Origin of the sequence: Seohaeicola sp., from assembly GCF_048006315.1 — a bacterium.
Lineage (GTDB): Bacteria > Pseudomonadota > Alphaproteobacteria > Rhodobacterales > Rhodobacteraceae > Seohaeicola.
On sequence record NZ_CP180350.1, the window covers coordinates 510,226 to 524,540 of the forward strand.

The following is a 14,315-nucleotide window of genomic DNA, read 5'->3' on the forward strand; positions in this document are numbered from 1 at the left end:
GATGGGTCAAGCGTCCATCAGCGACGGGGTTCTGTCAAGAAATCAATGAGTAAGGGGACAGTCAGACCTCGGCCTCCAGCCGCGCGACCTCGCGCCGGATGCCGTCGGCCAGGGCCGCGGCAAAGCGGTTCAGCCGGTCCATGCGGCGGTCATCGGCATGGCGGATCAGGTAGAAGCTGCGCGTCAGGCTGACCTGATCGGTCAGAAGACGCACCAGACCCTTGGCCGAGGGGATGGCAAAATCATGCACGATACCCACGCCGCCCCCCTGCCGGATCCAGTTGAACTGCACCGAGACCGAATTGGAGGCCAGGGCCACGCGTTCGACCCCGATTCCGGTCAGGTAATCCAGTTCCTTGTCGAAGATCATGTCGGGGATATAGCCGACCATGCGATGACCCTGCAGATCCTCGAGCGTGGTGATCGCCGGGTTGCGGCGCAGGTAGCGGCGCGAGGCGGCCAGATGCAGGCGGTAGTCGGTGATCTTCTGCACGGTCAGACGCCCTGCCGCCGGGGGGCTGACGCCGATGGCCATGTCGGCCTCGCGCTTGGACAGGTTGAAGACGCGCGGCAGGGCCACGATCTGCACCTCAAGATCGGGATTGTCGGCCATGATCGCGGCACAGACCTGCGGCAGCAGGAAATTGGCGCAACCATCGGGCGCACCGATGCGGATCTGCCCCGACAGGGCCCCGGCCTGCCCGGCCAGTTCCTCGACCGCCGCGCCCATCGCGGCCTCGGCCCGTTCGGCATGTCCCAGAAGGCGCTGGCCCGCGTCGGTCATGGCATAGCCTTGCGGGGATTTGGCGAACAAGGGCGTACCCAGACCTTCCTCGAGCCGGGCGATGCGACGCCCCACCGTGGCCGGATCGACCTTGAGCACCCGGCCTGCAGCCGAAAGGCTTTCGGTGCGCGCCACCGCCAGAAAAATCCGCAGATCGTCCCACTGCATATCCATCGCGCCAGCCCTCCTTTGCAGAAATGCAAAACCCTTTTGGAAACTTGCCCCTTTCCGGATCAATTTTGCAAGCCTATCCTGCGCGCAGATTTAGGAGGAGTTTTCCAATGCAGGAACTGACCCATTACATCGGCGGCGCGCATGTCAAAGGCACATCGGGCCGTTTTGCCGATGTCTACAACCCCGCCACAGGCGAAGTGCAGGCAAAGGTGCCGCTGGCCAATGCCGCCGAGATGGCACATGCGGTCGAGGTTGCCGCCAAGGCGCAGCCCGCCTGGGCCGCCGTGAACCCGCAGCGCCGCGCGCGGGTGATGATGAAATTCGTGGACCTGCTGAACCGCGACATGGACAAGCTGGCCGAGGCGCTGAGCCGCGAACATGGCAAGACCCTGCCCGACGCCGCCGGTGACGTGCAGCGCGGTCTGGAAGTGGTGGAATACTGCATCGGCGCGCCGCAGCTTCTGAAGGGTGAATTCACAGACAGCGCGGGCCCCGGCATCGACATGTATTCCATGCGCCAGGCGCTGGGTGTCACCGCAGGCATCACGCCCTTCAACTTCCCGGCGATGATCCCGATGTGGATGTTCGCGCCCGCGATTGCCTGCGGCAACGCGTTCATCCTGAAGCCGTCCGAGCGTGATCCGTCCGTGCCGCTGATGCTGGCCGAGCTGATGGAAGAAGCGGGCCTGCCCAAGGGCATCCTGCAGGTCGTCAATGGCGACAAGGAAGCGGTGGATGCGATCCTGGATCATCCGGTGATCCAGTCGATCGGTTTCGTGGGGTCCACCCCGATCGCCGAATATATCTATGGGCGCGGCTGTTCCAACGGCAAGCGCGTGCAGTGCTTCGGCGGTGCGAAGAACCACATGATCATCATGCCCGACGCGGACATGGATCAGGCCGCCGATGCGCTGATCGGCGCGGGCTACGGTGCTGCGGGCGAACGCTGCATGGCGATTTCGGTGGCGGTTCCCGTGGGCGACGAAACCGCGGACCGTCTGGTCGAAAAGCTGGTCCCGCGCATCGAGGCGCTGAAGGTCGGACCCTATACCGCTGGCAAGGACGTGGATTACGGCCCCGTGGTCACGGCTGCCGCCAAGGCAAACATCCTCAAGCTGGTGGAATCCGGCGTGGAACAGGGTGCGGAACTTGTCGTCGATGGCCGGGGCTTCAACCTGCAGGGTTATGAGGACGGGTTCTTTGTCGGACCGCACCTGTTTGACCGCGTGACCAAGGACATGGACATCTACCGCAAGGAGATTTTCGGCCCGGTGCTGTCCGTGGTGCGCGCGCAATCCTACGAGGAAGCGCTGGGTCTGGCGATGGACCATGAATACGGCAACGGAACCGCGATCTTCACCCGCGACGGCGATGCGGCGCGCGATTTCGCCAACCGTGTCAACGTGGGCATGATCGGTGTCAACGTGCCGATCCCGGTGCCGCTGGCCTATCACACCTTCGGCGGCTGGAAGAAATCGGCCTTCGGCGACCTGAACCAGCATGGTCCCGACGCGTTCAAGTTCTACACGCGCACCAAGACCATCACCTCGCGCTGGCCGAGCGGCATCAAGGACGGTGCGGCGTTCAACTTCAAGCCGATGGATTGATCGGTTTTGCGGCCCCTGGTGTGATACACCGGGGGCCGTTTTTCTGTGCGCGGTCGGCTTTGAATATTCAGGGCAGATGCAGCGGGGCGGATCTTCCGCATGGCTGCCCTTGTCGCCCTTGCAAAACTGCTGCAACAGTTCAGAATTAAACATGTGTTCAATTCGGCCTTCTGAGGAGGAGAGACCATGGATTTCGCACTGAGCGAGGAACAAAGCGCCATCTTCGACATGGCGAAAGCCTTCGGGCAGGAACATATCGCGCCCCATGCCCGCGCCTGGGAAGCGGCGGGCACGATCCCCAAGGAACTGTGGCCCGAGATCGGCGCGCTGGGGTTTGGCGGGCTCTACGTCTCCGAAGAATCGGGTGGCGCGGGGCTGAGCCGTCTGGATGCGACGCTGGTCTTCGAGGCGCTGAGCATGGCCTGCCCGTCCGTCGCGGCCTTCCTGTCGATCCACAACATGTGCGCGCGGATGCTGGACAGTTTCGGGTCGGACGACCTGAAGGCGCGCTACATGCCGCAGGTGCTGAGCATGGAGACTGTGCTGTCCTATTGCCTGACCGAGCCGGGATCGGGGTCGGATGCGGCCGCCCTCAAGACACGCGCGGCGCGGACCAATGAGGGATATGTGCTGAACGGGACCAAGGCCTTCATCTCGGGTGGCGGCTATTCCGACGCCTATGTGGTGATGGTGCGCACGGGCGAGGACGGGCCAAAGGGTGTCTCGACGGTGATCGTGGAGGATGGCGCCAAGGGGCTGAGCTTTGGCGGGCTTGAGGACAAGATGGGATGGCGCAGCCAGCCCACGCGGCAGGTGCAGTTCGACGATTGCCTTGTCAGCGCCGACAACCTGGTGGGCGAGGAAGGCCGCGGTTTCACCTATGCCATGAAGGGTCTGGACGGCGGGCGGCTGAACATCGCGGCCTGTTCGCTGGGGGCGGCACAGCAGGCGCTGGACATGACGCTGGCCTATATGGGCGAGCGCAAGGCCTTCGGCAAACCGATCGACCAGTTCCAGGCGCTGCAATTCCGGCTGGCCGACATGGAGATCGAGTTGCAGGCTGCGCGGACCTTTCTGCAGCAGGCCGCATGGAAACTGGACACGGGCGCGCCGGATGCCACCAAGTTCTGCGCCATGGCCAAGAAATTCGTGACCGAGGCGGGGTCGCGCATCGTGAACCAGTGTCTGCAGTTGCATGGCGGCTATGGTTATCTGGCCGATTACGGCATCGAAAAGCTGGTGCGCGACCTGCGCGTCCACGAGATCCTTGAGGGCACGAACGAGATCATGCGCCTGATCGTGTCGCGCCAGATGCTGGCCGACAGATGAGCGAGATCGACATCAGGATCGAGGGATGCGCGGGGCGGATCACGCTGAACCGGCCTGCCGCGCTGAATGCCGCGACCTATGACATGGTGCGCGCGGTCGAGGTGGCGCTGGACCGGTGGCGCGACGATCCCGCCGTGGCGCTGGTGGTGATGGATGCGGCGGGCGACAAGGCCTTTTGTGCAGGTGGCGACATTGCCGATCTTTATGCCAGCGGAAAGGCGGGCGATTTCGCCTATGGGCAGAGGTTCTGGGCCGATGAATACCGGCTGAACGCCAAGCTTGCCGAATATCCCAAGCCCATCGTCAGCCTGATGCAGGGCTTTACCATGGGGGGCGGCGTGGGCCTTGGCTGTCACGCCAGCCACCGCGTCGTGGGCGAGACCAGCCGCATCGCCATGCCCGAATGCGGCATCGGGCTGGTGCCGGATGTGGGGGGATCGCTGCTGCTGGCGCGCGCGCCGGGGCGGCTGGGCGAATACCTGGGGTTGACCGCCGCGCGGATGGACGCGGACGATGCGATCCGCGCGGGCTTTGCCGATCATTACGTGCCGCAGGCAGATTGGGCCGCGCTGATTGCCGATCTGTGCGACACCGGGGATGCGGGTGCTGTGGCGCGGGCCGGCAAGACGCCGCCGCAGGGTCCGCTGAGCGGGCTGCAGGATCAGATCGACCGGCATTTCGCCCATGCCGGGCTGACGGCCGTGGTGGACAGCCTGCGCACCGATGACAGCGCCTTTGCCGCCGACACGCTGAAAGCGGTGGCGCGCAATTCGCCGCTGTCGATGGCCTGCACGCTGGACATGCTGGCGCGCCTGCGCGCGCCTGACACGACGATCCGCGATGCGCTGGACCTGGAATACCGCTTTACCGCCCGCGCGATGGAGCATGGCGATTTCCTGGAAGGGATCCGCGCGGCGATCATCGACAAGGACCGCAAGCCGGTCTGGAAACATGCAATCGAAACCTTGCCCGAAACGGCCGTGTCAGAGATGCTGGCACCGCTGGGCAAGGATGCACTCAGCCTCTGAAAGGACCATGACATGAAGATCGGATTTATCGGGCTTGGCAATATGGGCGCGCCGATGGCGGCCAACCTGGTCAAGGCGGGGCATGAGGTGACGGGTTTCGACACGGCCGGTGTGACGGTTGCGGGTGTCACCACGGCGGCATCGGCTGCAGCCGCCGCGACGGGTGCCGATGTGGTGATCACCATGCTGCCCAATGGCGCGATCCTGCGCGCCGTCGCGGCCGAGGTGATCCCGGCGATGACCAAGGGCGCGGCGCTGGTCGATTGTTCGACCGTCGATGTGGACAGCGCCCGCGCGGTGGCCGCAGAGGCCGAGGCCGCAGGGTTGCTGGCGGTCGATGCGCCCGTGTCGGGCGGCACTGGCGGGGCCACGGCGGGCACGCTGACCTTCATGGCGGGCGGGTCCGAGGCGGCATTCGCCAAAGCCAAGCCCCTGTTCGACATCATGGGCCAGAAGGCCGTGCATTGCGGCGACGCGGGCGCAGGCCAGGCCGCCAAGATCTGCAACAACATGATCCTTGGTGTCACCATGATCGCAACCTGCGAAGCCTTCGCGCTGGCCGACAAGCTGGGGCTGGACCGGCAGAAGATGTTCGACGTTGTGTCCACGTCATCGGGTTATAGCTGGACGATGAATGCCTATTGCCCTGCCCCCGGTGTGGGCCCGCAAAGCCCTGCCGACAACGACTACAAGCCCGGTTTCGCGGCGGAACTGATGCTCAAGGACCTGCGGCTGTCGCAGCAGGCGGCGGAATCGGCGGATGCCGATACGCCCATGGGCCAGGCGGCGGCGGCGCTTTATGCGCAATTCGTCGAGGCCGAGGATGGCCGCGGCATGGATTTCAGCGCCATGCTGCCCCGGTTCGAAAAACGCGGCCGCAGTTGAGCTGGCTTGACGAGGCCCCTGCCCTTGACGGGCTTGATCCGCGCGACCGCAAACGGCTTGGGGTGCTGCATCCCGTGGACCTTCCTGCCGGCGCGGTGATCTTCCGCCCCGGCGATGCCGCGCAGGGCTATGCGGTGGTGCTGTCGGGACAGGTCGATGTGTCGCTGACCGGGGCCTCGGGGCGCGAGATGCTGCTGTATTCGGTGGCGCCGGGGCAAAGCTGCGTGCAGACCACCTTTGGCCTGCTGTCGGACGCCGAATACTCGGCCGAGGCCGAAACCGTACGCGACACCCGTCTGGTCGTGATCCCGCGAACGCTGTTCCTTGATCTGCTGGATACATCCGCACCCTTCAGATCGCTGGTCTTCGGTGCCTTCGCGGACCGGATGGCGGGGATGCTGAAACTGGTGGAAACCGTCGCCTTCACCCGTGCGGAATGCAGGCTGGCGGCGCGGCTGCTGGCCCTGTCCGAGGCCGGGCCCGTCCATGCCACACATAGCGAACTGGCTGCACAGGCGGGCACCGCCCGCGAGGTGGTCAGCCGCAGGCTGGATGCCTGGGCGCGCAAGGGCTGGGTGCGCACGGCGCGTGGCCAGGTCGAGGTGATCGACCGCGCGGCCCTGTCGGACCTTGCGCATGCGGAGATGTGACTCCGTCACAGACGCAAGTAACAACTCGGGATATTGTCAGGTCATGACCAACCAATGGAGGACGTCATGACCAAGAATGTCGGCGGCATCGACCGCATCGCCCGCATCGTTCTGGGGCTCGCGCTCCTGATCGGTTTCGCTTTCAATTCGGACGGCGCCTATAGCTGGTTGTACCTGCTGGGCATCGTGCCGCTGGCGACCGGCCTGATCGGCTGGTGCCCGCCCTATTCGTTGCTGGGCATCAACACCTGCTCGGTGAAGAAGTGACCCTTTGAGGGGGATCGCCTGCGCGGGAAATCGCGCAGGTGCGTCCGACAGGGTTTGAGAACAGCCGCCGGTGACTATCTTCCACCAAAGGAGAGTCACCATGACACGGCATCTGACACTGACATGCGCGACCCTTGCGATTGCCTTGCCCATCGCGGCAATGGCGGGGCCGATCACCGGTCTTGCGCCTTTGGCAACGGGCAGCGCCCCTGTTCACGCCGCAGCGGGCAGTTGCCCGCCGGGACTGGCCAGGAAAAACCCGCCCTGCGTTCCGCCGGGGCAAGCCAGGCAGGCTTACCGGATCGGCGATCCGCTGCCGGACGGGTTCATCCTAATCCGCACGCCATCGCGTTACGGGCTGGATCCGCGCCGCACCTATTACGAGCGCAATGGCTATGTGATCCAGATCGACCGCCAGACAGGCAAGATCCTGAACCTTGTCGGCGCGATTGCGGATCTGTTGCAGTGAGCTGACGTTCAGGACGGCGCGCAAAGCGCCGTGATCGCCTGCGCGTTCCTGTCCACGATGCGGCGGCCTGCATCTATGGCCTCTCCGGCGCGGTGCATTTCCATCAACGAGATCTGGCCCAGTTCCATGCTCAGCGTCAGATGCGCGGGGTCCGTTGCGGCGCGCGTCTTGCGGACGAATTCGGTCATGATGTCGATCGAGACCGAGACGACCTCGGCATAGTTGGGCGACAGGGGTGTGTGGCCGTTTTCGGCCTCGTTGCCGGTCAGCATGTCCTGCAGGGGCGACACGATATGTGTCAGCACCGGTTTCTGGGACAATTGTTCCCAGAAGCTTTCACCGCCTTGCGGCTGCCGCCAAAGCGCGTTTTCCGGTTTCGCATTCGGATTGACCGCGATGGTCAGATCGGCGCCAAGGGCCCGGCAGGCCGAGGTCGGCACCGGGTTGGTCAGCCCCCCGTCCAGCAGCCATTTGCCATCGTGCCAATAGGGGCTAAGGACGCCGGGGATCGATACCGAGCCGCGTACCGCGTGATGCACCGATCCGTGTTGCAGCCAGACCTCGCGCCCCGAAGTCATGTCGGTGGCAACGACGATCAAGGGATGTTTCAGCTCGGCGAAGGTGTCGGGCACGCCAAGATCGGTCAGGACTTGCGTCACGACGCTGCCGCGCATCAACCCGCCGCCGCTAAAGCTGAAATCCATCTTCGACAGGATATCGGCACGGGTTTGCGCGCGCGCCCAGCCTTCCATCTCGTCCAGGCAATCGGCAGCCCAGACCGCCCCGATCAGCGCGCCCATCGAGGTGCCCGCCACCACATCAGGCCGGATGCCCATGTCACGCAGGGCCAGCAGGACGCCCACATGCGCCCAGCCCCGCGCCCCGCCCGACCCGAGTGCAAGGCCCAGGCGCATCCGCCCTACTCCGCCGCGACGCGGGCGCCGGACAACATCGGCTTGAGGTAGCGCCCGGTGTGGCTGCGGGGTTCCTCGGCCACCTCTTCGGGGGTGCCTGTGGCGACCAGTTCGCCGCCGCCATCGCCGCCTTCGGGGCCGATGTCGATGATCCAGTCGGCGGTTTTCACCACGTCGAGGTTATGTTCGATCACGATCACCGTGTTGCCCTGATCGACCAGCTCGTGCAGCACTTCCAAGAGCTTGCGCACGTCTTCGAAGTGCAGACCGGTTGTGGGCTCGTCCAGAATGTAGAGCGTGCGGCCCGTTGAGCGTTTCGCCAGTTCCTTGGACAGCTTCACGCGCTGCGCCTCGCCGCCCGACAGGGTCGTGGCCTGCTGGCCAACCTTGATATAGCCCAGCCCCACGCGCATCAGCGCGTCCATCTTCTCGCGGATGGAGGGCACCGCCTGAAAGAAGGTTTGTGCATCTTCCACAGTCATATCAAGCACATCGGCGATGCTTTTGCCCTTGAACTTGACCTCGAGGGTTTCGCGGTTGTAGCGCGCGCCCTTGCAGGTTTCGCAGGTGACATAGACATCGGGCAGGAAATGCATCTCGATCTTGATGACACCGTCGCCCTGGCAGGCCTCGCAGCGGCCGCCCTTGACGTTGAAGCTGAAGCGGCCGGGCTTGTAGCCGCGCGCCTTGGCCTCGGGCAGGCCCGCGAACCAGTCGCGGATCGGGGTGAAGGCGCCGGTGTAGGTTGCGGGGTTGGACCGCGGCGTGCGCCCGATGGGGCGCTGGTCGATGTCGATGACCTTGTCCAGTTGTTCCAGACCCTTGATCGTCTCGCAGGGGGCGGGCGTCTGGCGCGCACCGTTCAGCTTCATCGAGGCGGTCTTGAACAGGGTTTCGATGGTCAGGGTGGATTTGCCCCCGCCCGACACGCCCGTGACACAGACGAATTTCGCCAGCGGGAAATCCACCGTCACATCGCGCAGGTTGTTGCCGCTGGCCTTGACCACGGTGATCTTCTTCTTGTTGCCCTTGCGCCGTTCGGCGGGCACGGCAATCTGGCGCACACCTGACAGGTATTGCCCGGTCAGGCTGGCCGGATCCGCAATGATCTGTTCGGGCGTGCCATGGGCCACGACGCGGCCCCCATGCACACCCGCGCCGGGGCCGATGTCGAAGACATAATCGGCAAGGCGTATCGCCTCTTCGTCATGTTCGACGACGATCACGGTATTGCCCTGATCACGCAGGTTTTTCAGCGTGCCAAGCAGGCGGTCATTGTCGCGCTGGTGCAACCCGATGGAGGGTTCGTCGAGCACGTAGAGAACGCCCGTCAGGCCGCTGCCGATCTGGCTGGCCAGACGGATGCGCTGGCTTTCGCCGCCCGACAGCGTGCCCGCGTTGCGGCTGAGGGTCAGGTATTCCAGGCCCACGTTATTCAGGAAACCCAGACGCTCGCGGATCTCTTTCAGGATCGCGCGGGCGATCTCGTTCTTTTGCGGTGTCAGGTATTCGGGCACGGTCTGGCACCAGTCGAAAGCCTCGCGGATCGACATCTGTACCACCTGCCCCACATGCACCAGCTTGTCCGGCGCGCCCTTGGAGGGGCCGATCCGCACGGCCAGCGCCTCGGGGCGCAGGCGGAAACCGCCGCAGGCGCCGCAGGCGCGATTGTTCTGGAAGCGTTCGAATTCCTCGCGGATCCAGGCGCTGTCGGTCTCGCGGTAGCGGCGTTCCATGTTGGGGATCACCCCTTCAAAGACGCGGGACACCTGGTAGACGCGGCCCCCCTCGTCGTAGCGAAAGGCGATTTCCTCGCCTGCCGACCCATAAAGGAAGACCTGCTGCACATGTTCGGGCAGTTCTTTCCACTTGGCGTTCTTATCGAATTCGTAATGTTTGGCGATGGCGTCGATTGTCTGGGTGAAATAGGGGCTTTTGCCCTTGCGCCATGGCGCCAGCGCGCCATCCACGATCTTGAGGTTCTGATCTGGCACGACAAGGCGTTCATCGAAGAACAGCTCGACCCCCAGACCGTCACAGGCGGGGCAAGCCCCGAAAGGCGCGTTGAAGGAAAAGAGGCGCGGCTCGATCTCGGGGATGGTGAAGCCGCTGACGGGGCAAGCGAATTTCTCGGAAAACGTGATGCGCTCGGGCTCGCCCTCGCTGGGGGCGGTCTCGAGGATGGCGATGCCGTCCGCGAGGTCCAACGCCGTGCGGAAACTGTCGGCCAGCCGGGTTTCAAGGCCGGAGCGGATCACGAGGCGGTCCACCACCACGTCAATGTCATGGCGGAATTTCTTGTCCAGCGTGGGCGGTTCGTCCAGTTCGTAGAATTGCCCGTCCACCTTGACGCGCTGGAAGCCCTGCTTGCGCAGTTCCAGGAATTCCTTGCGGTATTCGCCCTTGCGGTCGCGGATGATCGGGGCCAGCAGATAGGCGCGGGTATCCTCGGGCATGGCCATGACGCGGTCGACCATGTCCTGCACCTGCTGCGCCTCGATGGGCAGGCCGGTTTCGGGGCTGTAGGGCGTGCCGACCCGCGCGAAGAGCAGACGCATGTAGTCGTAGATCTCGGTGACGGTGCCCACGGTCGAGCGCGGGTTCTTGGAGGTAGTCTTCTGTTCGATCGAGATCGCAGGGCTAAGGCCGCTGATGTGATCCACATCGGGTTTCTGCATCATGTCCAGGAACTGGCGCGCATAGGCCGAAAGGCTTTCGACATAGCGGCGCTGCCCTTCGGCGTAGATCGTGTCGAAGGCCAGGCTGGATTTGCCCGACCCGGACAGGCCCGTGATCACCACCAGCTGATCGCGCGGGATGTCCACGTCGATGTTCTTGAGGTTGTGTTCCCGCGCGCCGCGTACTTCGATTTTCTTGAGATCCGCCATATGTGCCCCCGTTCAGCCCTGCATAGATAGAGGAGCCGCGCCGAGTCTCCAATGATAAGTTAAGAACAAGTCAAGAACATCGCATTTTGTTGCCAGGGTCAACAGGGCTGCGATCTTGTAAATCCGCTGCTATTTCGTGCAAACGGCACGAAAGCAGGCGGAAGTGTCACTTTAATATTCCATTTTTGGAATTTATTTGCTAGACGATCTTGACCGGTGGCGCAGGCCACCCACATTGCCTGCACGTCATACCCCGCAGAAAGGACCTGCCCCCATGTTCGGTTTCAAGCGTCAGTCTTCCCCCGCCCTGCCCATTGCCGATGCCATTGCGCGCGTCGCGGCGGGTGACATGATCCTGATCGACGTGCGTGATCATTCCGAGGTGGCGCAGACCGGCAAGGCGCGGGGTGCGCTGCATATTCCGCTGATGCGCCTGCCCATGATGGCCGATCCGCGCCATCCCGATTTCGACGCGCGGCTGGCCGGTGGCAAGCCCATCGCGCTTTACTGCGCCTCGGGTGCCCGTTCGGGGATGGCCGCTAATATCCTGCAGAAACTGGGCCATGCCGATACGCATAACCTGGGTGGTCTGCAGCACTGGGCCGCAGCGGGCGGCGCAATCGAGCGCTGATCCTCAGGTCCGGCGGGCGATAGCCCAGGACAGGATCGGAAAGTCGGGATCGTTCTCAAGATCATCGGTCGCCGGATCATGTTCCGGCGGCCACGCATCTTCAAGGTTGCGCCGCGCGGCGTGCCGGTTGCCCCATTGAAAGCTGCGGATCTCGTCAGGGTCGAAGCCGCCTTCGATCAGCAGGTTCTTCAGCCCGCGCGCCGACCAGCGCGAACAATCCACGGGCGCGCCGTGGAACGGGATCATGAAGGGCACCGCAACCCAGAAATGCCCGCCCTGTCGCAGCATCCGATAGATGTTGCGCGTGGCGGCAAAGGGGCGGTCCAGATGTTCCCAGACCTGGTTGGCGAGGATCAGGTCGAATTTCATCGGCTTGCCCGCCTCGTCGCGGATCGGCCCCGCGCAGATGTCATGCTTGGGATAGCGCAGCTGCGTGTAACTGCGGAACGTGAAGCGTTCGCCGAACTTGCCCGAGATTTCAGCCACATCCAGCGTTTCGGGCTGCAAGGCGCGGATCAGCGCCTTGCTTTCACGATAAAGAACGATGCGGTTCAAACTCGTCACGGGTCACAGGGCCTTTCGGCGATCAGAAGTGCAGCGCGCGTCCGTAGGCGTCCAGCACGGATTCGTGCATCATTTCGGACAGGGTCGGATGCGGGAAGACCGTGTTCATCAGGTCTTCCTCGGTGGTTTCCAGCGTGCGACCGATCACATAGCCCTGGATCAGTTCGGTCACTTCCGCGCCCACCATATGCGCGCCCAGCAACTCGCCCGTCCTCGCGTCGAAGACGGTCTTGATCATGCCTTCGGCCTCGCCCAGTGCGATGGCCTTGCCATTGCCGATGAAGGGGAAGCGGCCCACCTTGATTTCATGGCCCGCCGCCTTGGCCTTGGCCTCGGTCAGGCCGACGCTGGCGATCTGCGGATGGCAATAGGTGCAACCCGCGATGCTTTCGGGTTTGACGGGATGCGGGTGGCCACCCGCGATCAGCTCGGCCACCATCACACCTTCGTGGCTGGCCTTGTGCGCCAGCCAGGGCGCGCCGGCGATGTCGCCGATGGCATAAAGCCCCTCGACCCCGGTGCGGCAATAAGCATCCGTCACCACATGGGTGCGGTCGATGGTGACACCCAGGGCTTCAAGCCCCAGACCTTCTGTATTGCCGACGATGCCCACGGCGGAAATCACCGTGTCGAAGGTCATTTTCTCGACCTTTCCGCCGGTTTCGATATGCGCGGTCACGCTGCCCTTGGCGCGGTCCAGTTGCTTGACGGTGGATTTTTCAAGGATCTTCATGCCCTGCTTCTGGAAGGACTTGCGCGCAAATGTCGCGATTTCCTCGTCCTCGACGGGCAGGATGCGGTCCATCACCTCGACCACGGTCGTGTCGGCGCCAAGCGTGTTGTAGAAGCTGGCGAATTCGATGCCGATGGCGCCCGAACCGATGACCAGCAGCTTTTTCGGCATATGCGGCGGCACCAGCGCGTGACGATAGGACCAGACCAGATCGCCATCCGCCTCGAGACCAGGCAATTCGCGCGCCCGCGCGCCTGTGGCCAGCACGATGTTCGGCGCGCTCAGCTCTTCGGTGCCCTTGTCGGTCTTGACGGTCACGCGGCCTTTGGCGGGGATCGTCGCCTCGCCCATCACGACAGTGATCTTGTTCTTCTTCATCAGGTGGCCAATGCCCGAGGACAGCTGCTTGGCCACCCCGCGCGAGCGTTTCACGACCGCGTCCAGATCATAGGTGATGTTTTCGGCGCCAAGACCGAATTCCTTGGCCCGGTGCATCAGGTGGAACACTTCGGAGGACCGCAGCATCGCCTTGGTCGGGATGCAGCCCCAGTTCAGGCAGATGCCGCCAAGGTTCTCGCGTTCGACGATCACGACCTTCAGACCCAGCTGCGCCGCGCGTATCGCCGCGACATAGCCCCCCGGCCCCGCGCCGATCACGATCAGATCAAATGCTTTGGCAGACATGCGCCCCTCCGAATCCAGAAATTAGTTTGACGTTAAACTAATTTCGGCAAAGCATCAACGCGGCATATCCGCGACTGGGTTGTCCCGGTCGCGGTCATGACCTGTCTGGAAGGATCAACCGGCCTGCAATTGCCGGACGGTCTCGCCATAGCCGCCCTGATCGACATAGTCGCGTTCCGGCGCGGTCGAGGGGCGCGCAAGTGCGGCATTGCGATAGGGAAAACGGCCGAACAGGCGGATCACCTCGCGATGGGCCTTGGCATGCAACAGGTTGGACGCACCGGTTTCCGGCATCCGTTCATGCATCAGGCGCACGCAGCGTTCCTGGTCGCACAGGTTCTCGGAATGCATCAGAGGCAGGTAAAAGAACTGGCGGGCCGGTTCCGCGATCTTCAGATCCCATTTGCGGTCGATGGCGTTCTTGGCCGCGGCCAACGCGCTGCGGTCGGTTTCGAAGGCGCGGGCAGAGCCGCGGAACATGTTGCGCGGGAACTGGTCGGTCAGGATGACATAGGCAAGCGCCCCGCTGGGATAGGTCAGCCAGAGGCCATGCGCCCCTTCGACCGCTTCTTCCCATGCGCCCATGAACCTGTCGCGGATCCTCTGATCCAGCGCATCATCCGTTGCATACCAATCTGCCGGCGTCAGGTCATCCAGCCAGAATGACAACACCTCGTCCGCACTTACCATCACGCCCCTCCTCACCGT

General features: G+C 63.8%; 14 protein-coding genes. 8 read left to right on the forward strand and 6 right to left on the reverse strand.

The annotated features are described in order from the left end of the window. Positions 1–61: 61 nt before the first annotated feature. Entirely contained in the window at positions 62–952 is an 891-nt protein-coding gene (locus ACMUJL_RS02575) for a LysR family transcriptional regulator (protein ID WP_068293102.1), read from the reverse strand. 113 nt (positions 953–1,065) lie between these two features. Here ACMUJL_RS02575 and ACMUJL_RS02580 point away from each other — a divergent pair, with 113 nt between their 5' ends. The 7 genes from ACMUJL_RS02580 (at position 1,066) to ACMUJL_RS02610 (ending at position 7,193) form a co-directional block, all read left to right on the forward strand. Then, entirely contained in the window at positions 1,066–2,565 is a 1,500-nt protein-coding gene (locus ACMUJL_RS02580) for a CoA-acylating methylmalonate-semialdehyde dehydrogenase (RefSeq protein WP_068292711.1), read from the forward strand. Positions 2,566–2,751: 186 nt separating this feature from the next. Then, positions 2,752–3,894 (forward strand): acyl-CoA dehydrogenase family protein, encoded by a 1,143-nt coding sequence (locus tag ACMUJL_RS02585; RefSeq protein ID WP_416914104.1) that lies wholly within the window; start codon positions 2,752–2,754, stop codon positions 3,892–3,894. Then, entirely contained in the window at positions 3,891–4,922 is a 1,032-nt protein-coding gene (locus tag ACMUJL_RS02590) for an enoyl-CoA hydratase/isomerase family protein (RefSeq protein WP_375570654.1), read from the forward strand. The genes ACMUJL_RS02585 and ACMUJL_RS02590 overlap by 4 nt, the downstream gene beginning before the upstream one ends. A 12-nt stretch (positions 4,923–4,934) precedes the next feature. After that, positions 4,935–5,807, forward strand: a complete 873-nt coding sequence (gene mmsB / locus ACMUJL_RS02595) for a 3-hydroxyisobutyrate dehydrogenase (protein WP_375570652.1) — start codon at positions 4,935–4,937, stop codon at positions 5,805–5,807. Continuing rightward, complete coding sequence (locus ACMUJL_RS02600) at positions 5,804–6,457, forward strand: Crp/Fnr family transcriptional regulator (RefSeq protein ID WP_068292720.1); 654 nt, start codon at positions 5,804–5,806, stop codon at positions 6,455–6,457. The genes mmsB and ACMUJL_RS02600 overlap by 4 nt, the downstream gene beginning before the upstream one ends. 66 nt (positions 6,458–6,523) lie before the next feature. After that, the gene (locus ACMUJL_RS02605; protein WP_375570650.1) at positions 6,524–6,724 is read left to right on the forward strand and encodes a YgaP family membrane protein; all 201 of its coding nucleotides are present in this window, start codon (positions 6,524–6,526) and stop codon (positions 6,722–6,724) included. Between the two features lie 100 nt (positions 6,725–6,824). After that, positions 6,825–7,193, forward strand: coding sequence for a hypothetical protein (locus ACMUJL_RS02610; protein ID WP_082896362.1), 369 nt, complete (start codon positions 6,825–6,827; stop codon positions 7,191–7,193). A gap of 8 nt (positions 7,194–7,201) precedes the next feature. Here ACMUJL_RS02610 and ACMUJL_RS02615 read toward each other — a convergent pair whose 3' ends face one another. Then, entirely contained in the window at positions 7,202–8,107 is a 906-nt protein-coding gene (locus ACMUJL_RS02615) for a patatin-like phospholipase family protein (RefSeq protein ID WP_068292724.1), read from the reverse strand. A 5-nt stretch (positions 8,108–8,112) separates the two neighbouring features. Further along, on the reverse strand, positions 8,113–10,995 hold the full coding sequence (uvrA, locus tag ACMUJL_RS02620) for an excinuclease ABC subunit UvrA (protein WP_375570647.1): 2,883 nt from the start codon (positions 10,993–10,995) through the stop codon (positions 8,113–8,115). 274 nt (positions 10,996–11,269) lie between these two features. Between uvrA and ACMUJL_RS02625 the strand changes: the two genes are divergently transcribed. Then, positions 11,270–11,626: a rhodanese-like domain-containing protein gene (locus ACMUJL_RS02625; protein ID WP_068292730.1), complete on the forward strand. Its 357-nt coding sequence runs from the start codon at positions 11,270–11,272 to the stop codon at positions 11,624–11,626. 3 nt (positions 11,627–11,629) lie between these two features. Here the strand turns inward: ACMUJL_RS02625 and ACMUJL_RS02630 are convergent, their stop codons facing one another. The 3 genes from ACMUJL_RS02630 to ACMUJL_RS02640 all read right to left on the reverse strand — a co-directional run bounded on the left by ACMUJL_RS02630 (position 11,630) and on the right by ACMUJL_RS02640 (position 14,297). Beyond that, positions 11,630–12,190: a class I SAM-dependent methyltransferase gene (locus ACMUJL_RS02630; protein WP_375570645.1), complete on the reverse strand. Its 561-nt coding sequence runs from the start codon at positions 12,188–12,190 to the stop codon at positions 11,630–11,632. Positions 12,191–12,212: 22 nt separating this feature from the next. After that, on the reverse strand, positions 12,213–13,607 hold the full coding sequence (lpdA, locus tag ACMUJL_RS02635) for a dihydrolipoyl dehydrogenase (protein ID WP_375570643.1): 1,395 nt from the start codon (positions 13,605–13,607) through the stop codon (positions 12,213–12,215). A gap of 114 nt (positions 13,608–13,721) precedes the next feature. Beyond that, positions 13,722–14,297: a DUF924 family protein gene (locus ACMUJL_RS02640; protein ID WP_068292735.1), complete on the reverse strand. Its 576-nt coding sequence runs from the start codon at positions 14,295–14,297 to the stop codon at positions 13,722–13,724. Positions 14,298–14,315 lie beyond the last annotated feature (18 nt).